The organism is Dictyobacter alpinus (genome assembly GCF_003967575.1).
Taxonomy (GTDB): Bacteria; Chloroflexota; Ktedonobacteria; order Ktedonobacterales; family Ktedonobacteraceae; genus Dictyobacter; species Dictyobacter alpinus.
The window spans coordinates 79,751-102,140 of record NZ_BIFT01000001.1 but is presented as its reverse complement, the minus strand read 5'-3'; the positions used below and the strand labels follow the sequence as shown (position 1 = coordinate 102,140).

17 protein-coding genes and 1 rRNA gene are annotated in these 22,390 nt (G+C 46.5%); 4 read left to right on the top strand and 14 right to left on the bottom strand.

What is annotated here, in order from left to right:
- Positions 1-88 precede the first annotated feature (88 nt).
- Positions 89-3,049, top strand: a 23S ribosomal RNA gene (locus EL633_RS00415).
- Positions 3,050-3,275: 226 nt separating this feature from the next.
- On the opposite strand, the gene EL633_RS00410 is transcribed toward EL633_RS00415, so the two are convergent.
- From EL633_RS00410 to EL633_RS00345, 14 genes are all read right to left on the bottom strand, one after another.
- Positions 3,276-4,763 carry a (Fe-S)-binding protein gene (locus EL633_RS00410; protein WP_246039195.1) on the bottom strand — a complete coding sequence of 496 codons (1,488 nt, stop codon included), beginning with the start codon at positions 4,761-4,763 and terminating at the stop codon, positions 3,276-3,278.
- Positions 4,764-4,875: 112 nt separating this feature from the next.
- On the bottom strand, positions 4,876-6,225 hold the full coding sequence (locus EL633_RS00405; protein WP_126625303.1) for an SAM-dependent methyltransferase: 1,350 nt from the start codon (positions 6,223-6,225) through the stop codon (positions 4,876-4,878).
- Positions 6,222-7,556 (bottom strand): FAD-binding oxidoreductase, encoded by a 1,335-nt coding sequence (locus EL633_RS00400; protein ID WP_126625302.1) that lies wholly within the window; start codon positions 7,554-7,556, stop codon positions 6,222-6,224. Before EL633_RS00400 ends, EL633_RS00405 begins: the two co-directional genes overlap by 4 nt.
- Positions 7,557-7,597: 41 nt before the next feature.
- Positions 7,598-9,067 (bottom strand): FAD-linked oxidase C-terminal domain-containing protein, encoded by a 1,470-nt coding sequence (locus EL633_RS00395; protein WP_126625301.1) that lies wholly within the window; start codon positions 9,065-9,067, stop codon positions 7,598-7,600.
- 235 nt (positions 9,068-9,302) lie between these two features.
- Entirely contained in the window at positions 9,303-10,673 is a 1,371-nt protein-coding gene (locus EL633_RS00390) for a family 4 glycosyl hydrolase (RefSeq protein ID WP_126625300.1), read from the bottom strand.
- Positions 10,674-10,775: 102 nt separating this feature from the next.
- The gene (locus EL633_RS00385) at positions 10,776-11,744 is read right to left on the bottom strand and encodes a hypothetical protein (RefSeq protein ID WP_126625299.1); all 969 of its coding nucleotides are present in this window, start codon (positions 11,742-11,744) and stop codon (positions 10,776-10,778) included.
- Between the two features lie 243 nt (positions 11,745-11,987).
- Complete coding sequence (locus EL633_RS00380; protein ID WP_126625298.1) at positions 11,988-12,170, bottom strand: hypothetical protein; 183 nt, start codon at positions 12,168-12,170, stop codon at positions 11,988-11,990.
- Positions 12,171-12,197: 27 nt separating this feature from the next.
- Positions 12,198-12,557, bottom strand: coding sequence for a ribosome silencing factor (gene rsfS / locus EL633_RS00375; RefSeq protein ID WP_126625297.1), 360 nt, complete (start codon positions 12,555-12,557; stop codon positions 12,198-12,200).
- Positions 12,558-12,749: 192 nt separating this feature from the next.
- Positions 12,750-13,244, bottom strand: a complete 495-nt coding sequence (folK, locus tag EL633_RS00370; protein WP_126625296.1) for a 2-amino-4-hydroxy-6-hydroxymethyldihydropteridine diphosphokinase — start codon at positions 13,242-13,244, stop codon at positions 12,750-12,752.
- A 158-nt stretch (positions 13,245-13,402) separates the two neighbouring features.
- Positions 13,403-15,241: a serine/threonine protein kinase gene (locus EL633_RS00365; protein ID WP_126625295.1), complete on the bottom strand. Its 1,839-nt coding sequence runs from the start codon at positions 15,239-15,241 to the stop codon at positions 13,403-13,405.
- A gap of 153 nt (positions 15,242-15,394) precedes the next feature.
- Positions 15,395-16,213, bottom strand: a complete 819-nt coding sequence (locus EL633_RS00360; protein ID WP_161981830.1) for a PIG-L deacetylase family protein — start codon at positions 16,211-16,213, stop codon at positions 15,395-15,397.
- Positions 16,214-16,292: 79 nt separating this feature from the next.
- Positions 16,293-17,276, bottom strand: coding sequence for an A/G-specific adenine glycosylase (locus EL633_RS00355; protein WP_126625293.1), 984 nt, complete (start codon positions 17,274-17,276; stop codon positions 16,293-16,295).
- Between the two features lie 693 nt (positions 17,277-17,969).
- Complete coding sequence (locus EL633_RS00350) at positions 17,970-18,719, bottom strand: class I SAM-dependent methyltransferase (RefSeq protein ID WP_126625292.1); 750 nt, start codon at positions 18,717-18,719, stop codon at positions 17,970-17,972.
- 151 nt (positions 18,720-18,870) lie between these two features.
- Entirely contained in the window at positions 18,871-19,167 is a 297-nt protein-coding gene (locus EL633_RS00345; RefSeq protein WP_126625291.1) for a hypothetical protein, read from the bottom strand.
- A gap of 338 nt (positions 19,168-19,505) precedes the next feature.
- Here EL633_RS00345 and EL633_RS00340 point away from each other — a divergent pair, with 338 nt between their 5' ends.
- The 3 genes from EL633_RS00340 to galK are packed head-to-tail and all read left to right on the top strand — an operon-like array spanning position 19,506 to position 22,270.
- A complete protein-coding gene (locus tag EL633_RS00340; RefSeq protein WP_126625290.1) occupies positions 19,506-20,057 on the top strand; it encodes a hypothetical protein in 552 nt (183 codons plus the stop codon).
- A 15-nt stretch (positions 20,058-20,072) separates the two neighbouring features.
- Positions 20,073-20,987, top strand: a complete 915-nt coding sequence (galT, locus tag EL633_RS00335) for a galactose-1-phosphate uridylyltransferase (RefSeq protein ID WP_126625289.1) — start codon at positions 20,073-20,075, stop codon at positions 20,985-20,987.
- Between the two features lie 5 nt (positions 20,988-20,992).
- Entirely contained in the window at positions 20,993-22,270 is a 1,278-nt protein-coding gene (galK, locus tag EL633_RS00330) for a galactokinase (RefSeq protein WP_126625288.1), read from the top strand.
- Positions 22,271-22,390: the final 120 nt, after the last annotated feature.

Below are 22,390 nucleotides of genomic sequence, written 5' to 3'. Positions count from 1 at the left end.
CAGAGTTGAAGCAGAGGATCGCTGTTCTTTCTCGCAAGAGGGAGAACGGTAAACAAGCATTCACAGATCAAACATGATGAAGAGAAGAGAACAAGCTACACAGAGTACGAGGTGGATGCCTTGGCGCTAAAGACCGAAGAAGGACGCGGAGACCGGCGAAACGTTTGGGGGGAGCTGCATACAAGCCATGAACCCCAAGATTCCGAATGAGGCAACTCCTCCAGAGTGATGTCTGGAGACCGCCTGCTGAACACATAGGCAGTGACGGGGGGCAGCGGGTGAACTGAAACATCTCAGTAACTCGACGAAAAGAAATCAACCGAGATTCCCGTAGTAGTGGCGAGCGAACCGGGAGGAGCCCAAACCAATCATCTTTCGAGATGGTCGGGGTTGTAGGACCGATAACAAGCAATGACGAACTACTTGAACGCGTTGGAAAGCGCGACCAGAGCGGGTGAGAGTCCCGTAAAGGACGGTTTGTTAACGTGGATCGGTATCCTGAGTACCACGAGGCACGTGAAACCTTGTGGGAAGCTGGGGGGACCACCCTCCAAGGCTACACATCTTTAGCGACCGATAGCGAACAAGTACCGTGAGGGAAAGGTGAAAAGCACCCCGAGAGGGGGATGAAACAGACCCTGAAACCACGTACTCACCAGCAGTCAGAGGCCACTGTTCCGTTGCGGAACTAAGGGCTGATGGCGTGCCTTTTGTAGAATGATCCGGCGAGTGCATCGTCGTAGCCTGGTTAACCAGCGTTAAAGCTGGGGAGCCCCAGGGCAACCGAGTCTGAACAAGGCAGATGTTGCGGCGATGCGACCCGAAACCGTGTGAGCTATCCATGAGCAGAGTGAAGCGGATGTGACAGTCCGTCGAGGCTCGAACCCACCAGTGTTGCAAAACTGGGGGATGACTTGTGGATAGGGGAGAAATTCCAATCGAACACGGAGATAGCTGGTTCTCCCCGAAATGTATTGAGGTACAGCTGTATGAAACACTATCCTGGAGGTAGAGCACTGAATGAGCTAGGGGCCAAGTGCTGGTTACCAAACTCAACCAAACTCCGAATGCCAGGACAGCATGCATGCAAGTGAGACGGCGGGGGCTAAGCTTCGTCGTCAAAAGGGAAACAGCCCAGACCATCGGCTAAGGTCTCAAAATCCTTTCTCAGTGTCAAAGGGGGTCACAACGCCCAAACAGCCAGGATGTTGGCTTAGAAGCAGCCACCATTTAAAGAGTGCGTAATAGCTCACTGGTCGAGTGTCGTGGCACCGACAACGTATCGAGGCTTAAGAGAGGTACCGAAGCCATGGAATCCTGCTTTGCAGGATTGGTAGGGGAGCGTTCTGGAGCAGAGAAGCCAGACCGTGAGGACTGGTGGAGCGATCAGAAGTGAGAATGCCGGAATGAGTAGCGTCATGTCTGTGATAACCAGACACACCGAATGCCTGAGGGTTCCTGGGCACCGTCAATCGTCCCAGGGTGAGTCGGGTCCTAAGCCGAGGACGTCATAGTCGTAGGCGATGGCAAGCAGGTTGGACATTCCTGCACCGGAGAAATTTGTGATGAGCAATGGGGGGACGCGGTAAGGAAGGTGAGCCCATCGATTGGACAGGATGGGTCTGTACGGCGAAGTGCGAAACCGAGGAAAATCCCGGTTTCCTGTGCATGACACGTGCAGCGAGCGGACGCAAGTCTGCGGAAGTCATTGGCCCCTACGCCGCCGAGAAAAGCCTCTCGCCAGAATCTTCTCCGCCCGTACCGCAAACCGACACTGGTAGGCAGGGGGAAATCTCCCCAGGTGATCGAGCGACCCTCTGTTAAGGAACTCGGCAAATTGACCCCGTACCTTCGGAAGAAGGGGTGCCCTAGTAGCGAGCCTGCTTGCAGGAGCGTGAGGGGGTTGCAAGAAATTGGCTCAACCGACTGTTTACCAAAAACACAGGTCTCTGCGAACGCGAAAGCGGAAGTATAGGGGCTGACTCCTGCCCAGTGCCGGAAGGTTACGAGGAGCGGTGCACGTAGCTGCGAATCTAAGCCCCGGTGAACGGCGGCCGTAACTATAACGGTCCTAAGGTAGCGAAATTCCTTGTCGGGTAAGTTCCGACCCGCACGAAAGGAGTAACGAGTTGAGCGCTGTCTCGACAGAGGACTCGGCGAAATTGAAGTACCCGTGAAGATACGGGTTACCCACGACAGGACAAAAAGACCCCGTGGAGCTTTACTACACCTTGACCTGGAAACGAGTTGAAGCGTGCGTAGCATAGGTGGGAGTCGGAGAACCTTTCCCTTTGGGGGAGGGGGAGACAACAGTGAAATACCACTCTCGTTGCGGTTTGTTTCTCATACGTCACCGTGAGCCGGGACGTAGACAAGATCAGGCGGGTAGTTTGACTGGGGCGGTCGCCTCCCAAAGAGTAACGGAGGCGCCCAAAGGTTCCCTCAGGGTGGATGGACATCACCCGTAAGAGTGCAAAGGCAGAAGGGAGCTTGACTGCAAGACGGACAGGTCGAGCAGGGACGAAAGTCGGGCTTAGTGATCCCACATTCCCGAGTGGAAGGAGTGTGGCTCAACGGATAAAAGCTACCCCGGGGATAACAGGCTTATCTTGCCCAAGAGTTCACATCGACGGCAAGGTTTGGCACCTCGATGTCGGCTCGTCGCATCCTGGGGCTGGAGTAGGTCCCAAGGGTTGGGCTGTTCGCCCATGAAAGCGGCACGCGAGCTGGGTTCAGAACGTCGCGAGACAGTTCGGTCTCTATCCGTCGTGGGCGTAGGAAAATTGAGGGGCGTCATCTCCAGTACGAGAGGACCGAGATGGCTCGACCGCTGGTGCGCCAGTTGGCCCGCCCGGGCCAGAGCTGGATAGCTATGTCGAGAAGGGATAAGCGCTGAAAGCATCTAAGCGCGAAGCCGCACCCAAGACGAGTTTTCCCACTTTCTTCGGAAAGTCAAGATCCCAGGAAGACGACCTGGTAGATAGACGACACGTGGACACCTGGTAACAGGCGCAGCGAAGTCGCCCTAATGATCGTACGGCTTGTTTCAGTGAGTATCTTCATCGTGGACCTCGCGTGAGTGCTTCTCAGCTTCAATCATGGCTGACCAGTGACTCGGCAAAATTGAGGATATACCGTATTTCGGTTGATCAAGAACACAGGAGACGTTACTCAGCACGAGTAAGGTCTTTTTTGTTTGTCGTATAGTTTGCACTAAAAAAGCCAACATCGGATGTTGGCTTTTTTAGTGCAAACTATACTTGCTGCAAACTGAACTATTTGTCTTTGGTTCGATTATACCGTGGTCTGAGTAATAAAAAGGCCCCTGCGATGATCAGGCCTGTTGCAATAGCAATGACCGGCTTTGGTGTTTGTTTAGTAACAGTATCTTTGTTGTCCTGTTCATAAACCCCACCTTGATTGTATGCTGTATCCAATAGTTGGATTGGATGCATAACCTCTAGTTGGAGACCGCGTTGACGTGCCCCCATCGCAATTTGCATCATGCAGCCAGGATTCCCTGTAGCAATAATATTAGCACCAGTCGCTTCAACATTATTCATTTTGCGTTCTAGCAATTCCTGGGCCATTTTTTGATTGGTGATGTTATAGACGCCCGCGCTTCCACAGCACCAGTCCGATTCTGCTAAATCGACGATTTTGATCCCAGGAATAGACTTGAGTAACTGCCGTGGTTGTTGTTTGATCTTTTGTCCATGCAGCAAATGGCATGCATCATGATACGCCACCGTTTGTTGAACTTCTCCCATCTGTTGAATGGGCTCAATGCTCATTAAGAATTCACTGATATCCTTAACCCTGGCACTAAAATCTTGTGCTTTTTTAGCATATTGGGGATCATCTCTTAAAAGATGGTCATATTCTTTCAGTGTCGATCCACAGCCAGCCGAATTAATAATAATCGCGTCGCAGTTGTAGTGCTCAAATACATCAATGTTGTGCCTGGCTAGCGAGCGGCCTTTATCCGCTTCGCCTCCATGTACATGTAACGCACCACAACAGCCTTGCTGGCGTGGAGTGATAACTTCGCAACCATTAGCAGCCAGTACACGGATCGTGGCTTCATTGATATCGTGAAAGACTTGATCCATAATACAGCCGCTGATGACACCTACCCGGTAGCGCTGTATGCCGATGGCCGGTGTGACTTCAGCTAATGGACGAGTTATGATATCTCCTCCCGCCGCGTCCATAAGTTCTTCAGGAAGTTTCAGTTTGCCTTGAAATGGCGTGGGTAGATTATTTACAGCGTCCAAAACACCCGCTCTTCGGACTATCTTTTGTAAGCCACTTCTTTGATAGACCTTAAGGCCTCCAAAAACGATTGAGAGGACTGTACGCGACGGAAGCATGATCCCAAAGAAGAACTGACGTAGTAAGTTAGCAAGCAGGTTATTTTGCTTTCTCATTGCTGTAGGGACGATTGTTTCCTCATACTCGGTTTGCTCATTGGCTTGTGGGCCTTCCTCGGCCGCAACCCCATTGCTTGTGATTTGAATCTGTTCCCGCGCGGCTTCAATAAGCTTTCCGAATTGTACTCCTGATGGACAAGCTGTTTCACAAGCCCGGCAGCCCACACAACAATACATGTGTTCTATGAAATCATCCGAGATATCAAGTTTTCCATCCGCTACTGCCTGCATTTGATAAATGCGTCCACGTGGTGAATCCATTTCAACACCTAGCACAGCATAAGTTGGGCAGGTAGGAAGGCAAAAACCACAATGGATACATTGACGCATCAAATCATAGGTGTGTGTATGGCGTTGTAGTGGCCCTTCTTTGGGGGGAATGAATTGCACTGCACTTGTCTGGGTGTACTCCCGGTTCATGTTTTTACCAACCTTCATTGTATTAGTGATGTTCTGGTCGTGTGGTTCTCGGCTGGGCCGGTCTCGGTGATTGTGACCTTCTTTGGTACGAAGACCGCTGTGACTGCTGGCCCTGAGATCTCGTCGATCCAGATTGTCGGATACCTTGACCTTGCTCTCGAGGTTGTCCTGGTTTTTGAACCCATCGTGTAGAAGTTGATCTCTGAGTTTGGGATCTTCTCTCCTGATATGGTCGCTGTGGCGGCTGAATTCTTCCTTGAGATGGCCTGTTTGGTTGAGGTCTTCTCTTTTGAGGAATGGGCTGAGCTGCAACCACAGTTATTTCTTGTCGATTATGAAAGAGTTGATGCGCTTGTACGATATTATAACTTCCTCTAAGGATCTGTAGCGCTTCTTTCAGGTTGACAAATGGGTCAATACCTAATGCTGCGTGGGGCAATTTGAAGACACTAATCATAAATCCATCTTCGGTGCGCAGACAACTGGCAGCCTTACTGATGAGACGGGCGGCTTCACGAGCATCCATGCGCATATCATTAACGATCAGATCGTATTGTTTGCCCTGTTGAACAGCATCCTCCAGGTAATCTTCAGCATAACCGCGATAGTGCTCAAGTCCCTTACGCTGCTCTAGACGGGGATCAAGTCTGGCCGGATCAACTGCTATTACTTGTAGTCCTGCATCCAGTAAAAGTCTGGTCCATCCTCCGGGGGCGGCACCAAGGTCGAGAGCCTGTCCATGTGATGGTAGTATAACACCAAAAACCTCTAGAGCTTCAAGTAACTTGAATTCAGCGCGACTGATTTGCTCTTTTGTCTGGGCATAATGACGAGCTCCTCCTGGCCAGGCGCTCAGGTTGTCTTCCGCAGTTGAAATGCCAAGATAGCCCTTTTGCATTGTGCAGAGAAGTGAGATAATGACCTGGGGTTTTTTGATATCTTCTATTGCACCTGTTTCTTCAGCCAGAGCTTCGGCGAGCGTTTTATTGATCTGTCCGCCACTATAGGCGCGAGGGCCCTGGCTTTTGTCAGTTTGCAGTAATCGACTCTGGACCGCAAAATGGGTACCACGCTCAATCTGAGCAAAACCTGGCAATTGCACCGTCGCTAGAGCTATTGCTCCTAGATCGTCCTCGCTGTTATCAATATCAACAATAGCTTGTACAGGTGCTAGATGGCGTGTAAATGTAGGATGTGTTTTGCTTACGATGTTCATAAATCGTGCCACATCCTGGACACGACAGAGTGAAATACCCGGTGCGATTTCGCCTTCATCGGTTAAACTCTGATCAAGAGCATGTAATTCTGCCAATGCTGCGTCAATAAATTCTGGCTGTGCAGTTACCAGACATAAGTTTTCAGTTGTACTCACAATCCTCCTAAATATCTCCCTCTCACAAATACTCCATCTGGATCAAATTGTTGCTTGAGCCGCTGCATCAGATAGAAATCTGCTCGCGGCTCTCCCCACACGCTCATATGCTGCTTGATACGGATCGGGCAGCGTTCTAATACCAGGCTTCCTTTTTTTGCCTGGGCGAAAGCGCGTAATTCAGTGATGGCAGTGATAATTCTGCTTTCTGCGTCATATGGACCAAGCTCGACATAGATAATACCATTGCCAGCATGAGCCACAATGTTTGCAACCAAATTTTGACTCTGGCAGGTTATTTCTATTTGATGTATTAGTTCAGCTACGTGCGTAACTGGTATACTGATTTTGCAACTGAGCGCACTTTGTATCTGCAACCCAACCATTTGCCAGAAGCGCTCTTGTTCTTGTCCTTCCAGATCTTCTCGCAAAAGCGCATGATGGTTTTGCGCAATTTTGCGTGCCTCATTTATTTGTCGTGTCATGGCTATTGTACTATTTTCAAAGTTAACTGCCAATGTGTAGCCTCTACCTGGAAGAGGAAAAGCGAAGAACGGAGATGCGTCCTTTGGGCCATGAAGTGAGATCAATTCTAGTGCGCTCGGCATTATTGGTGAAGTGGTAAGAGCAATAGTCATTTGCATGGCAGTTTCAATACTCTCAAAGGTGAAGAGAAGGGTCCGTTCAGCCTGTGCTAATGGATAGAGTTTGAAATTTGCTTCAACAATAATCCCGAGCGTCCCAAATGAGCCAATATAAAGTTTGTTTAAGTCATAGCCCGCAACATTTTTAACAACCTTCCCGCCACTACGACTGATTTCTCCGTTTGCTTGAATGACACGTAGGCCGAGAACTTGATCGCGTGCGCTACCATAACGTAAGCGTTTTGGACCACTATCATTTGTTGCCAATATGCCACCAATGGTTGTTGATTCTGCATTGGGAGGATCCAGTGCCAGCCGTTGACCTTTGTTCTTGAGGAGCGACTGAAATCGGCTCAACGTTATGCCTGCTTGTATCTGACATGTTAAATCTGCTGCTTCGTGTTCGAGAATACGATTAAGTGCAGTTGTTTCAAGCAGTACATCAATATGTTCTGGGCGATCCCCTATGGCCATATGCGTGCCATTGCCGCGAGGTAGCACGCTTAGTTTTTGTTCATGGAGCATGGTAACAATCCGGGCAGCCTCCTCAACTGTTTGTGGCTGGATAAGCATGCCAGGCAGACGATCATCGACAGTATAGTCGAGTAATTGGACTGGATCATCAATGATATGCAGTTGTGGAAATTGTTGACGGAACAGTGATGTAAATGGAGCTACCTCTGCCATAAAATACCCCCGGATTCAGCATGAGTTGGAAAATAGCAAGGCTATAGTTGTTTAACATCGGCACAACGTCCTGGCAGAGGAAATAGTTTGCCAGGATTGAAAAGTTGGTCTGGATTCCAGGCAATACGGACATACTGCATGGCACGAAGATCTATCTCGTTGAAGATCAAAGCCATTTCCGCCTGTTTTTCCAGTCCCACACCATGCTCGCCTGTGATTGTACCACCAACTGCAGCACAAAGCTCAAGGATTTCATGGCCAGCCAGACGGACTCGTTCAATTTCTCCAGGGATCTGAGCATCAAAGAGGATCAGAGGATGTAGATTACCGTCTCCTGCGTGGAAGACATTACCCACTTTTAAGTTATAACGTTGACAGATCTCACTGATACCACGCAGTACATAAGGAAGCTGTGAGCGCGGAACTACGCCATCCTGAACATAAAATTCAGGACTAATACGTCCTACAGCGCCAAAGGCATTTTTGCGCCCGGCCCAAAGCAGTTGACGTTCGGTCTCATTTGCAGCAATACGGACGACTCGTGCCCGATTTTTTTTACATGTGGTGACAATCTCTTCTAACTGAGCCTTAACGCTCTCTCTCATGCCCTCTGTTTCCATTAATAGCACGGCTGCAGCATCCATCGGATAACCCGCATGTGTATCGGCCTCAACAGCCTGGAGGATCATCTGGTCCATCATTTCAATAGCTGTTGGAATAACACCAGAGGCGATGATATCTGAAACGGTATTGGATGCATCCTCCATGGTATCAAACACCGCGACCATTGTTTTAACATACTCGGCCATAGGAACTATACGGACAATGATCTTTGTGATGATGCAGAGTGTCCCTTCTGAACCAATAAGCAGGCCTGTAAGGTCAAAGCCGGGAGTATCATATGTTTCTCCGCCTACTTCCAGGATCTCACCTTCGGATGTGACGATTTCTAGTCCGAGGACGTGGTTGGTGGTAACTCCATAAACCAACGTATGAGGACCGCCAGCGTTTTCTCCCACATTGCCTCCGATTGTGCATGAGCGTTGGCTGCTAGGATCAGGTACATAGGCATAACCATAGGGATTAAGGGCCTGGCTAAGATGGATATTTACCAGACCAGGCTCGACGGTAGCCCGAAGATTCTCAAAGTCTATTGAGAGGATCTGGTTCATACGCGTGAAGGTAATAACTATGCCGCCATAAATTGGGACTGCGCCCCCGCTCAGGCCGGTTCCAGCCCCACGAGGTACTACCGGAACGTGATAGCGATTGGCTATCTTAACGATGCTCGCAACTTCTTTATTGTTCGCAGGCAATACAACTATATCTGGACGTGCACGTTCAATAGAGGCGTCATACTCATACAAAGTGAGGTCATAATGTGTATAAAGGACATGAGCTTTGCCTGATACCTCTTGAAGTTCATGAACAATCTGTGCTTTTGTCTTCTCTGACAACTTTGTGTAGAGTGATTCTGTGGTAGTGATCGCTGGCTGCTCTACGATGCTCATCTTGTTTACCCTCCTCTGGCTATTAGGGCCAACGTTTAGCAGTGATGAACATTTTTACTCTATTGATAATACCATGCATATCCAGGAATGTGAAGGATAAAAGCGTAATTCATGAATTGCAGAGATTTGTGCGCATTGTTCCGCTTTTTGTTTTATCCTGTTGGAGGCTACTGACAGAAAATCACTAGCGCTACATTTTGAGCTTGACCAAAGGACCTTTCCAAGCATTTTCATATTACTTGAATAAGCGTTGAGGAAGAAACTTCTTATGGGCATGTGCCAACTCATCATATATCTTTTCAGCTTTGCTGTAGGACCAGACCAGAGGATTAGCTGCCAGGGCTTTGATTGCCTCCTGGCGATTACCCCATAGTGCTACACGTGCTGCGGCACCTTCATACTCTGCCAGAGCCGCTATCAGGCCTTTCTGATCGATACTTAATCCTCCATCTTCCTGGGTAAGTGGTGTTGCGCCACGAGCATCCACGCGGCAAGGTAATTCAACCACACGGTCGTCAGCCAGAAAGTTCAATGATCCTTTATTGGGAACGTTTAATACCCATTCTTCTCCTGTATCATTCAGGATTGAACGAATGATAGAAAGAGCAAAGTCGTCAGGTCCAAGTTCACCTGGGACCTCTGGCAATTGTATAGAAGCGGGATGTTTTTTTTGAGCCTCCTGTTTATAGGATTGAATCATTCTGGGTAGTTGTGCCAGGAGTGATTCGGTGGGCGTTTGTGATTGTTTTTGTTGATATTCAAGGACGATTTCAGGAAAGTAATAGTAGTGCATGTAATAGGATGGGATAGCATTATAGCGGGTTGCCAGAGTGGCTAATAAAATATAGGGATAATTTTCTACCGTCATTTCAGGCTTGTGTTGTATGAATTTTTCACACCACTGAATAACTTGCGCTAAAACATCTTCGCCCTCACTCCAGATAGCCGTAGTCCAATTGGCATTACTTAAGCCAACTTTACGTGCATGGAGATGTTCAGGCGGTTCAAATTGAGCACCAGTGTATTGCGCAATCGTTGCTATTTTAGCAAATGTATTATCTTGAAGCCCGATAACGCGAATGCCACTGTAATGAGAAATTGCTTCAGTCGTGATATTGCTTGGGCTTGTATAGTTGAGCAAAAAAGCTTTGGGTGCCAGTTTCTCTATTTCTGCGGCGATACCTGCAATAACAGGGGCGTTGCGTAGCGCATGGAAGAAGCCACCAGCACCAATGGTATCATTTCCAAGAAGATTGTGGCGTAGCGGTAATTTTTCGTCGATGACACGTGATTGAAGACCCCCGGTTCTAAAAGTCGTCAATACAAAATTAGCATTCTCTATTGCTTCTTCCTGACTGGTTGTTTTTTTGAGCTCTACCTCTACTCCATTTTGCTGAAATAGTTTAGTACCAAGTGTATAGATAAGATCCAGACTCTCTTCATCGATATCCATTAAAGTGATCTGGCACCCACGCAATACTTCTGGTTGCTGAATAACGCTTTGCATGAAGGTTGCACAATGGAGGCTTCCCCCACCAATAATAGCGATCTTTACTCGATGGCTGTGATGGGCCGGATTTTTTAATGCGTTGGCTTGAGATGTCATGTTTTTTTCTCGTTCCGTGTGTGTTGGTTTATCCCCGCTGTACTCTATACGTTGCTATATTGATCCACATAAAAGTTAGCCTCTCTATATATTAAGTACGCATTAAGATTTGAAGAAGAGTCTACGACACCACCAGATAGTGAATGTAAGTGCTATAGCAAGTAAAGAGAGTATAATTTTATGTGGTATATCTACAGAACTTTGAGTGATTGCAGTTACTGCTGCTGGAGGTGTACTTTTATTTTCATGTTTATTTTTTGATACTGGAACATGCACATCTTGCCATTTTGCTTGTGGATAGTTCTTTTTCGTATGTACATTTTGCTGTTTGTTTGTTAGTTGATCAGTATTTTGATCTGACGACTCACTGTTACTTTTGTTTTTCACGCTTTTGGTAGTTGATTTGTTCTTTGCAGGCTTTTGTGATTTGGGAGTGGCCGTTGGTTTACTATGGTGGATGAAGGGTGTGGGCGTTGCTTTTGTTGGTGTGGAAATTGGATTTTGTATAGTATTACTCTCTCCAAGCGTTGGATGTTCAGTAACATGCCAGGTGCCGTTGCCATCTGGAGTACGTGCATAAGCATTATCAGGAAGGAGCTGGGGAATTGTTACTTGATCGATTACTATCCCGTTGATAGTTAGTCGAAGCACCGATGTGGTACTAATTGGTGTAGATTGAGTCGTGAATGGAAATATAACGATGAAGTTATGCGCAGAAACAGAAGTGATAGAAAAATTGTAAACACTTGTATTCGGACCGCTATCAATGCTCGCATGTGTGAGTTGAAGAGATTGGTTTGATGAATTGTAGAGCTCAATCCAGGGAGTATTGGTTGTAATAGTATTTGCCGGGGGCGAACAGTGTAGTGTGGAGATAGTTGGCATAATCAGTATCTCATTTAGATGGATGGATCCTTGATCTGCCTGTACCGGTGTTGCTTCTGGCGTTGAATTTAGTATATCTGGTTGACAAGCCTGGGCTTTTACTGATTGCTGGAAAGGTACCAGGGCAGCAAAAAAGGCCACGCTCAAAATCAAACAGGCACAACAAGTAATTACGAAAGTCCTCACACCCCACCTCTTCCTCACGCTATCACTTGACTACTAACTGTAAAAAGCAATTATCTGTTACCAGACAGAAGATGGTGATTACGTTCAAAGCAAGAAGATATTTGATCTTCTATCACCATCTCAAGGCAGCAGACTCATTGCAATACAGCATTTCTAATTACCTGTATTATTGTTCAGAACGTGACCATTGCGATTACCAAACGATCTTCTTAAAAGCACATTTTACATATGTCTGCAAAAAAATTATTGCGAGAGATATTTAAAAGGCACTTCACGTTTGCTTGGGAATCTGTCCTGGATAGTGCGGCGTACGGCTTCTACGCTGCTCTCACCGAGTGTAAAAGCGATAACGGAGCCAATTACAATGCCACAGATACCGCCCAGAGCAATTCCCTCCAGGAACAAACGATTACGAAAAAATGTCATCGTCGCCACCTTTTCTACATATAGTATTTATTGTAGGTAAACAACTGTTTTTGCTTCACTCCAAAGGCGTTCTAAGCGATAATATTCGCGTTCCTTAGGCCCGAAGATATGAACGATAACACCACCAAAGTCGAGAAGTACCCATCCTGAATCGGCGTTACCTTCTCGGTGAAGCAGTACAGCTCCCTGCTTCCCTAAATCTTCGTCTATGCTATCGGCGATGGCTTGAATCTGACGATTACTGTTACCGCTACAGATAACAAAGTAGTCGGCGATGACGCTCACATCTCTAATATCAAGTAAGAGAACGTCGGATGCTTTTTTGTCAGACGCTATATCTGCGGCTGCCTTTGCTTGTTGGTCTATATCTAACAGAACTCCCTCCACGAGTGCTCCCTATGTCTTTCACATCTAAGAAGATGTGAGGTAAATGTGTTCATAACAACCTGTATCAAATGTCGTATCCGCATTATAGCATGGTCGGCTACGTCTTGTTAAGAGGCAAATGACCCAGGTACTTTGTCCCTTAGTGATCTATTGCTGACTGTTGCTCCTCTCTATCTACGCAATGGGGGCAGTTTACAACTGGACGTTTGTCCTGGTAATGCCATCCAATGAGACTGACTGTAAAAGTTCCTGTGCTGTACTACTACTTCGTGGATCGACCACATCAGGTGCAATTTCCGTGAGTGGGACAAGGACAAATGCTCGTTCATGCATCCGAGGATGGGGTATGATCAGGGTATTGTCTGTGAGTATGCGCGTATCATACAAGAGAATATCAATGTCCACTGGACGTGGACCATTGCGAACAGAGGGTTGACGCCCTAACTGTTGTTCAATGGCTTTCGCCCGCTTCAAAAGTTCTTGAGGGGTGCAGGTAGTCTTGCCATAACAGACAAGATTGAAGAAGCGTGGCTGATTCAGATATCCTACTGGCTCCGTTTCATAGATAGAAGATATGCGTTGAATATCTACAATTTGTTGTAGCTCCTGGATAGCTGCTCGAAGCAATGTTTGACGATCGCCAAGATTGGAGCCTAAAGCCAGATAAACGGTATGCTGTGTTACCATAAATGCTTCTTTCTGCGTTGCCGAAATGTCCTGGTCATAGAAATTCTCTTTTTTGAGAATATTTTTTCTATCTGTACTAAAGACGAACAAAGCCGCTGCTGCGTTGTAGTTTAGCACGTAGGTCCTACTTTTTATGTTTAAAGTAGTGGCTCTATTGCTCAATCAGTCTGTTTTTTGAATACAGCTACGTTCTTAAAAACGGCTTCAGTTCCACTGTGGCTATCACCCCCTACTAAAAAACCTATCAAGCCGCCACTATAGGCAGTGTCGGTGAATGATGAGATAGTTAGTTGTTTATTTATATAAACCTGGAATTGTGAGTCTTTAGTAACCATTAGTATAGTATTATTTTGTCGGTAGTTTTGTTGCAGTGCGTTGTTGTACGTCCAATCGATGAGTGTAAGCCAGCGTGATGGATCGTTGCCCCGTGCACGTTGCAAACGATATGCGCCATAGCTATTGATTTCCAGTGCATAGAAGGACTTACTAGAGGGATTCAGGCGAAAGATCAAGCCACAAAAATCCCCATAAAGCATTTGCACCTGGACAGAAATTACTACATTGGTAAAACGTTGTTGATTAGAATAACACCAGGCCACGGCATGAGCCAGTCCGGTATAGACATGGTAGCCCTGTGGGGTGAAGTAACATTGGCTACCATCACTAATCCAGCCAGGACTTCTTCTATTCATATCATCATAGTAAAGGATTTTGCCTGCCCCTACTGCTGATGTAATCGCTGTAGTGGTCTGAATGCGTGCTTGAGCAGCCAGGGTCGACTGGGCGTGAATGTGAGCTATTTCTGTCGCAGTTGCATAGAGATGAACCATATTGTTTGGAGTTGGCCGTGGCCGAGGTTTTTGTATTGGTCGTGTTTCCCAAACGTAAAAGAGTGGCAATGTAATACAAAGCAGCAATACCAAGGCCAGTAAAATGCTTAAAAATGGATTAAAGCGCTTTTTCTGCTTGAACATCTCTGATGTGTAAGGTAGGAGCGATGAATCATCTCTTTCCAGTGGAAAGAGTTGCGGTTTAGTGGATGGGATATTGAGTTGGGTCGTAATCTGTTCAATGGCCGCCATAGTATTATCTGTTTGTTGCTGAGTGTTCTGATTATAGCTAATGCCACTATCGCTGTTAAAAACGCAGGCCAATGCTTCCTCTCCGAGATCACGGGTCCGTTTTTGAATGAGCGCCATTTTATAGGCGAAAGCAAAGGATTGTGCTTCTTGAAAACGTTCTTCAGGTGCCTTGGCAAGGGCTTTCAACATAACTTCTTCTATTGCTGGCGGGATATCACTGTTTAACTGAGTAGGTGGTAGGGGAGGGGTCTGGATATGTTTTAAGGTAACCCCGACAGGAGAATCAGCCATGAAAGGGACGTTTCCTGTTAACATTTGATAAAGAATGATGCCAAGCGAGTAAATGTCGCTACGAAAATCGTTGCGGCCATCGGACTGTTCAGGTGCCATATATTCAGGTGTGCCAACCATTGCACCCGAATGGGTTTGAAATTCAGCTTCAATCTTTGCTTTTGCCAGACCGAAATCTACCAGATAGGCATGTCCATCGAGTCTGAGCAAGATATTGGAAGGTTTAACGTCGCGATGAACCACCCCATGTTCATGGGCATGTTGCAGCGCAGACGCGATTTGTTCTAAGAAACTGCCAGCCTCTTCAAGTGTTAAACGTTCACGTTTATGGAGGTAGTCGCGTAACGTGCCGCCTTCAACAAAAGGCATTACAAGATAATACCAGGGACGCTGTTCTCCAAAGTCGTACAGTGGCAAAATATGATCATGAGAGAGTGCCCCCACTGCACGCGCCTCTCGTTCAAAGCGTCGTACAAACGGTTCATCACTGCCATAGAGAACTTTTACCGCGACATACCGTTTAACGCGGCGATCATAGCCGAGGTAGACCTCCGACATTCCTCCCTGGGCCACACGAAACCGTAGTTCATACCGTCCTAATTTTGAGCCTTCTAACCCCTTCATCGATCCTCACTCCTACTTTCCCTTCATCCGCCCAGGTCAGTTTTAATGTCCTCTGTCTTTGTGCCGGGGATATATATGTGCTATAAGGAAGAGAGAAAGGAGGGCATCCCATTCTCTTCCTTTTGCTGACTTTTTGCTGAGGAACACTTTATCTTAACGTGCCACCCAATAACGTTCCAGGCGAACTGTCTCAACTGGTCTGATATTTTTTGCGTAGTTATCCATATCTTTTTGCATCGCTTCCTGGCTAACAAAGTTTGACGTGATCTGTGAGCGATACATACTGGCCGCCTCTATTTTCAGGGGGATCATTTCAGAAACCTCTACCAGGTTATATTCAAATTCTCCACCAAGTTCCTGTAAACGTGCCTCTAAAGCACCCGCTTCGCGCTGTACATATGGAAAGTCTTCATAGAAGAAGACCTTAGCGCCACGCTGGACCAGGCGATCGACGGCAGAACAAATGATCTGATGATCTACATGGCGGCCAATACCTAATGGTGCATACCAGGCTGTATCAGGTAGGCGATCATGGAGTTCTACTAATAATTTACCCAGTTCATCATCAATACTACGATCGGAAGGATGTACTTCGCCACCCATGAGCTGCTCTTTGCTTGTATAGTAACCAGGATCGCCACGATAGATTGCTTCCGGATAATCCAGCCATAAATAATCTGCCTGTAAGTAATCCAGTGCCTGAGCATCCTCTTTGCGCCGTTCCTCCATAAGACGAATCGCGCCCTCGGCATCGCCGACACCCCAGTCACGAGCGACTTGAAGTGCCAATGGGCTCAATTTTTGAGTAGCAGAAGGGGCACCTGCAAAAGGAGTAATGACTAATGGGTGGAGTCCAGAACTAACCTGTACTCCGATTGTACCTCCACATGAATAAACAACATCATCCAGATGTGGAGCGATAAAAATATGTCTATGATGTTTCGTTATATCGTTAGTGCTTGTGAGTCGCAACGCTTTATTTCCTCCGTACCTATAATTTTGCCACCAAAAATATAGCCTCAGTATACACGATTTAGAGAAGTCGAACTTTTTAAGGTAAACGTACACCTTCCTCCGTAACATCGAGTAAGCCATCTTTTAATAAACCATCAATGATTTTCTGTAACCAGGCATGGTCCTCTTCACTAAACTCTGGCTTAATCGTGGATCCCAACGTTGCTAGAGGGATACGTTGATGATCCGGCAATGAGCGTAACAGATCAACGATGCGTCCTCGAAAATAGCGGTTAGTGCTGGTGAAAGGTTGTGCTTGATAGCGTGGTTTTTTCTCAGCTACTTTGCGCAATTGGCGTAAGACGGTTCCCGATGGAAAAAGGCTATACTGACTCATCTCGGCATAAGCTCCGCAACTTTCTTGTAACGGGCACTTTCCACAGAGAGGATTGCTGCTGTTACAGATGGTTGCTCCCATATCCATCAGTGCCTGATGCCAATTATATGCTTGTCCATCAGGGAGTACCTGTTCAGCGAGCAAAAGCATCTGTGCATCATTGATTTTGGGTTCAGGATGCTCAAGGCCCAGAAAGACACGATGCAAAACGCGGCGGATATTTGTATCCACCGTCGCCACCTGTTGATGGTAGGCGAAACAGGCGATAGCACCTGCGGTATAGCGACCGATGCCTTTGAGCTTCAGTAGTTCCTCAATCGTATCAGGGATACGGCCGTCATATTCAGCGAGTACTTGTCGTGCAATTGATTGTAAACTAATTGCACGTCGGTTGTATCCCAGGGGAACCCAGGCGTCAATAACAGCGGCCGTGGGCGCTTTCGCTAGAACCTCCAGGGTTGGAAATGCAGCCAGGAACTGCTGATATTTTGGCAATACGCGATCAACTTGCGTCTGTTGCAGCATAACTTCTGAGACAAGGATTGCATAAGGATCACTTGTCATACGCCAGGGCAGCGCACGCTGTTCCTGAGCATACCATGCGAGAAGTGAATTTTGCACCTGGGTTACCTGATCTGGTGCCAACTGAACAGCTAACGTCGAGGACGATATATGTTTACCCATGAAACCTCAGGACTTGCTTGAATGTGTCTTAGGCCCTTCCTGGCTTTGAACGCTTGAGGAAGCTTCCTTGTCCTCATTACGTCGACGTGCAGTCAAGGTAAAAAGCGTATCTCCGCCTTCTTGCCAACATTTTGCGTCAGGTGAAGGCAAATTTTCACACTGAATCCAGTCATTTGCATCGCGTAGTACATGGCCTTTCACGCACTTTGCATATGCAATGTATTCATTTAAATCGGGGTCACCTGGCTTCACTCCAGGTGAAGCAATCTTCGGAATAAAAAATCTACACCAGGGCACGGTCATGTACCTTCCTTATGCATTTATTGTGATAAAATAGGCCTTGTATGATAAGAGCTACCCTTGCTGGTGAGCCTCGCCAGAGCCACTGTCGACATTTAGAAGGGCAGAAAAATTTTTCTTTTGGTGCCTGAGAAGCCTTCGCGGTCCTGGCAATGGTGTATCTGGCATTTATCCTTTTACACCCTCTACATGATCTCACCAAGGAATAAAAAATCTGGTAGCTTTGCCCATTATAGCGCATTCAGCGACCATGAGTCTATAGAATTAAATCATTTCCACCAGGTGCGCTGCTTTATTGGCGATAGTTCGTATCTGAATTGCCTCAACATAGATCCAGTGGAGGTACTAATAAGGCTCTGCTGAGAAATTTTATGCTGCTATTTGAGAAAAGCTCTACTGTTTTTGACTAATGAGAACCAGGCGACTTTCCAGTGTTAAAGGGCTTGTATCAAGGCCGCCATAATAAGCCTGTAGCTTAAGTCCGGTAGCTGAAAGCATAGAGACAAGCTCAGTAAGAGTATACATACGAATAGATTGGAAATGTTCGCGACGTTTCCCTTCTGGATCAATCAGTGTAATGCGTACCTCGTTATGGCTGGTCAACAGATCTACCTGGCGTTCTTCCAATACGATTAGCCCATCTGGATAACGAATAATGCTATGGGGGGCTAGTGTGCGGATTACACGTGGTTGATAGATTGTTTCTAGAAGAAATACGCCTCCAGGTTTGAGGGCTTTTGCAATCTGCTGAAGGACTTTTTGGTTTTCTTCATCACTGGCAAAATAGCCAAATGAGGTAAACATATTAATGATAGCAGAAAATTCACCTGAAAAAGGGATGTTACGCATGTCACTTTCCAGCCAACGAATCTGTTGCTGTTGTTCTAGTGTGCTGGCTCGGGCCTTTGCTAACAACACCGGGCTTAAGTCCAGCCCAGTAACCTGGCAGCCATATTGTGCCAGAGCTAATGCATGACGTCCATAGCCGCAACAGAGATCGAGAACACTGTCTTTTGGCTCAAGATGTAAAAGTTTAATAAGCGCTTCAACATCTTGTTGTGTTTTTGTTGGTGGAAGAAAAGGGGTATAAAGGCGGAAATAATCTTCACCAAAAAAAGATTCATACCATGGAGTATCATGCATACAATTGATCCTTCCCAAACGGGCCGTTTGACTATCTTTCTTTGAGATAAAACGATGTAGCAATTTCTTTTTGTTTATAGAGAGAAATGCTTAAATGGAGAAGCATTCAAATGAAATAGTGCATGCGAGAAGGATCTCAAATGCATTTTTATCAGGAGCGTTGATCGATGGTCAGCCGTAACCACCAGGTGCCAATTTTGAAGCTAATAATAATATAGAGAATCGCCCATGCTTGCCATAAAAGGCTATAGCTTGCCGCCATGGCCAGGCAAAAAAGGCAGGCGACTGCAGCAATCTGTTTGAGGTAATGGTTTCGAATATGCCAGCGGAATGAGCCTGGTCGACAGTCGCGATAGTACCAGAAAATGCGGATTGAGGCAATAGACAAAAAAATCAATCCGAGAATCCCAAACAGCATCAGACAATTTGCTAACCACCAGGTACTCATTCGTTCGCCTCCTCGCATTTGAGACAAATTTTCGATGCTAGCAAAAAATTCCAAGAAAACGTTTGTTGAAATTATAGCATGTTATCGAAAAGCAATCGTGAATGCTGCTTACTGCGGTCAGCTTTATTCGCATCCAGGAGCACAGCATAGCTAGAATAGTCACAAAGTAGCTGGGTATTGTATACTTATGGATAGCAGATGAGAAAGAGGACCTTCTTTCTTCGTACGAACTGTGTTTGATCGAAGTCTGATGGGTGAATCGAAAAGATGCTGATACCCCCTTCTTGATCAAAACAAGGTCTTTTTGACGCAAACTGCGCTATAGAGGAGCATAATGCGTGTTAGCTGAAGAGTTAATAGTGGTTGATGCAGCATCACCTTTGTGGAATAATGCACGTCCACTACTGGATATTGCATTAAAAATAGAACAACAAAATGGATCTTATACATGGCATGGATGGCAAAAAGAGTCCATCAATGCTTTTATGCAGGGCTTACCAGCCCATTGTGCATTGATAGCTGGTGTCTGGCAAGAGGATGTTGCTCAGCAGCAGGAATCTTTATGGCTGGGATGCGTCTTAGAAGTACGTGAAGGTGTCGTGTGTTCTATACGTACCTTTGCGGCCTTTGAGGATGCAGGTTTACCTCCTACGACACAGCTAGAGCCAGGGTTCGCTCATGCTCAAGAGTTACTTAGCCTCACAAAAAGCTTAATAGCTCCAGTTGCATGGGCCCTTTTTACAGACAAGACGACCTGGGATGAATGGCTCCTGACCGACAATGATGTCGAACAACATATTGATAAGGGCCAGTTGCTTGCATCTTTTTCTCAACAAGGTCGCTGTGTTTTGTTGGGAAGCCAGGTTTCTCAGCATCGTCATCATTTATAAGTAGGAATACACTGTATGCAAGAATATACAACGCCGCTCGTCTGGAATCCTATTCTAAGGCAATACCTCGTAAATGCTGCCCATCGCATGAATCGCCGTGAAGGCACCAATGAGTGTCCTTTTTGCGCAGACATTACTAATGGTCTGGTTGGGCCTGATACGCAGGTCTGGTTACATCCGAACGATTTTCCTCCATTGAAGCCGCCTGTTGGTGAGGCTCAGGTTGTTATTTATAACCGAGATCATAATCGTACTTTCCCACAGTTAACTGTGGATGAAGTATTCGAGGTAACAAAGCTCTGGCGTGATCTTTACAAGGACATGTCCTCACGTTATCCCACAGTAATGATTTTTGAGAATAGTGGGGCCTCAATTGGACAAACACAGAAACATCCTCATGGACAGGCATATGGTGTTTCTGTCATTCCATCAATTTTAGAGCGCGAGTTAGAGACCGTGATCCTTGACTATGAGGCTGGTAGTGGATGTCCTTTTTGTCGTGTACGCGAAGAGTTGAGTGATGGTGAGCAGCAGGTAACCGAGAATACAACCTGGCAAGCTTTCTTACCACCATATGTACGCTATCCTTATGAGACGCATTTGTATCCCCGTCGTCACGTTGCGAATATCGGCATTATGCAAGACGATGAATTACGCGACCTGGCAGAATTAATGTTGCAGGTTATTCGGGGCTATAATGCTTTGAATGATGGAGAAATGGCACCAATGCCCTATCTGTTAGGACTGCACCAGTTGGCGGATGAGCGTTTTCACTTTCATGTAGAAATCTTGGCCATTGGTCGAGCTCCAGGTAAACTGAAGTATGCCGCCTCTTCTGAATCCGTCTGGGGATTATGGGCGAATGACTCTTCACCTGTTCAGAAGGCTCAAGAGTTACGCGCAGCCATAGAAACGATAAAAAGAAAGTAAAATTGATGGACTCAACGAAGTTGTTGCCTCCTGTAAAAGAGGCTATTGAGAAATTTCCTCAGTATTTCCATGAGGATGTTACTTATTCCAATCCTTTAGGCGCTGCCTGGGCACCTGGACGTGTGAATTTAATCGGAGAACATACAGACTATAATGGTGGTTACGTCTTACCTCTGGCCGTAGATCGCGTGTCAGCGTTTGCTGGTCGTACACGTAATGACCAGATAGTGCGTCTCTGGTCTACCCATTTCAATGCTTATGCGCAGTTTTCACTGGCTGGTTTGCCCGAGACATTTGATGAGCAACGTGAGCCATTACCTGGTTGGGCTCGTTATGTACTCGGAGTCGCTGCAGAACTAGCCAGAGCTAAGGTCCCATTAAAAGGCTTTGATGCGGTTGTGACGGGAGATGTCCCGCTTGGCGGTGGTATGAGCTCTTCAGCTGCCCTGGAAGTGGCATCGGCTCAGGCTTATGCTCTCTTTTCTAATCATGCCTTTACAATTGGTGAAGACAACGCCACTTTAACTCCCCTTGAGACAGCTGCTCTATGCCAGGAAGCAGAACACAAAGCTTCAGGATTGATGAGTGGAATTCTGGATCAGGCAGCTTCATGTTTGGGACAACCACGCAAAGCTATTTTGCTGGATTGCCGTTCGTTAGAATATCGCTACCTGCCCTTTGAAGATCCTACTATATCTGTCGTAGTGATTGATACGAGTGTACGCCGTGAGCTAGCTTCCTCTGCCTATAATGAGCGTCGGAAGCAGTGCGAAGAGGCAACACAGAAGATTCGCGAGTTGTTTTTGCAAGATGAGCCTGACAATAGCGAAGCCAAAGCAATTAAAGAGCTACGCGATATAACTCCCGAAACTTTTGAGCGCTATAAAGATCGTCTCCCAGAGCTTTTACAGAAGCGTGCAGGATATGTCATTGCAGAAAATGAACGTGTGTTACAGGTCGTCAAATTATTAGAAGCCGGTGAAATCGAAGAGGCTGGTAAAATTCTTTGGATTGGTCATGCAGGCCTACGTGATGAATATGAAGTAAGCTGCAAAGAATTAGATGTCCTGGTTGACATTGCTAAAGATGTTCCTGGCGTCCTGGGAGCGCGTATGATGGGTGGTGGTTTTGGAGGATGCACCATTAACCTTGTACGCAGCGATGCTGTAGATGCTTTAAGCCAGGCTGTAAAGCAATACTATCCCGAACGTACAGGTCGTCAGGCAAGTATTGATATCTGCCGTGCTGCGGCAGGTCCTAATCATTTTCTTTTTGACAAGTAAAATTTGAGTGGTAAGGTGAAGGAATTTTCTGGTAATTTTTCCTTTATCTCACCACTCAAACAATCTGGTCATAGTAGCAAGCTGCACATCAAATTGGGTAGTTTGGTAGTAGATAGTTTT

What these genes read in the sequence shown, in the direction of transcription:
- EL633_RS00410 (WP_246039195.1), bottom strand. Translation starts at nt 4,763, where the DNA reads ATGCGTCAATGTATCCATTGTGGTTTTTGCCTTCCTACCTGCCCAACT.
- EL633_RS00400 (WP_126625302.1), bottom strand. Translation starts at nt 7,556, where the DNA reads ATGGCAGAGGTAGCTCCATTTACATCACTGTTCCGTCAACAATTTCCA.
- EL633_RS00395 (WP_126625301.1), bottom strand. Translation starts at nt 9,067, where the DNA reads ATGAGCATCGTAGAGCAGCCAGCGATCACTACCACAGAATCACTCTAC.
- EL633_RS00390 (WP_126625300.1), bottom strand. Translation starts at nt 10,673, where the DNA reads ATGACATCTCAAGCCAACGCATTAAAAAATCCGGCCCATCACAGCCAT.
- EL633_RS00380 (WP_126625298.1), bottom strand. Translation starts at nt 12,170, where the DNA reads ATGACATTTTTTCGTAATCGTTTGTTCCTGGAGGGAATTGCTCTGGGC.
- folK (WP_126625296.1), bottom strand. Translation starts at nt 13,244, where the DNA reads ATGGTAACACAGCATACCGTTTATCTGGCTTTAGGCTCCAATCTTGGC.
- EL633_RS00365 (WP_126625295.1), bottom strand. Translation starts at nt 15,241, where the DNA reads ATGAAGGGGTTAGAAGGCTCAAAATTAGGACGGTATGAACTACGGTTT.
- EL633_RS00355 (WP_126625293.1), bottom strand. Translation starts at nt 17,276, where the DNA reads ATGGGTAAACATATATCGTCCTCGACGTTAGCTGTTCAGTTGGCACCA.
- EL633_RS00350 (WP_126625292.1), bottom strand. Translation starts at nt 18,719, where the DNA reads ATGCATGATACTCCATGGTATGAATCTTTTTTTGGTGAAGATTATTTC.
- EL633_RS00345 (WP_126625291.1), bottom strand. Translation starts at nt 19,167, where the DNA reads ATGAGTACCTGGTGGTTAGCAAATTGTCTGATGCTGTTTGGGATTCTC.
- galT (WP_126625289.1), top strand. Translation starts at nt 20,073, where the DNA reads ATGCAAGAATATACAACGCCGCTCGTCTGGAATCCTATTCTAAGGCAA.
- galK (WP_126625288.1), top strand. Translation starts at nt 20,993, where the DNA reads ATGGACTCAACGAAGTTGTTGCCTCCTGTAAAAGAGGCTATTGAGAAA.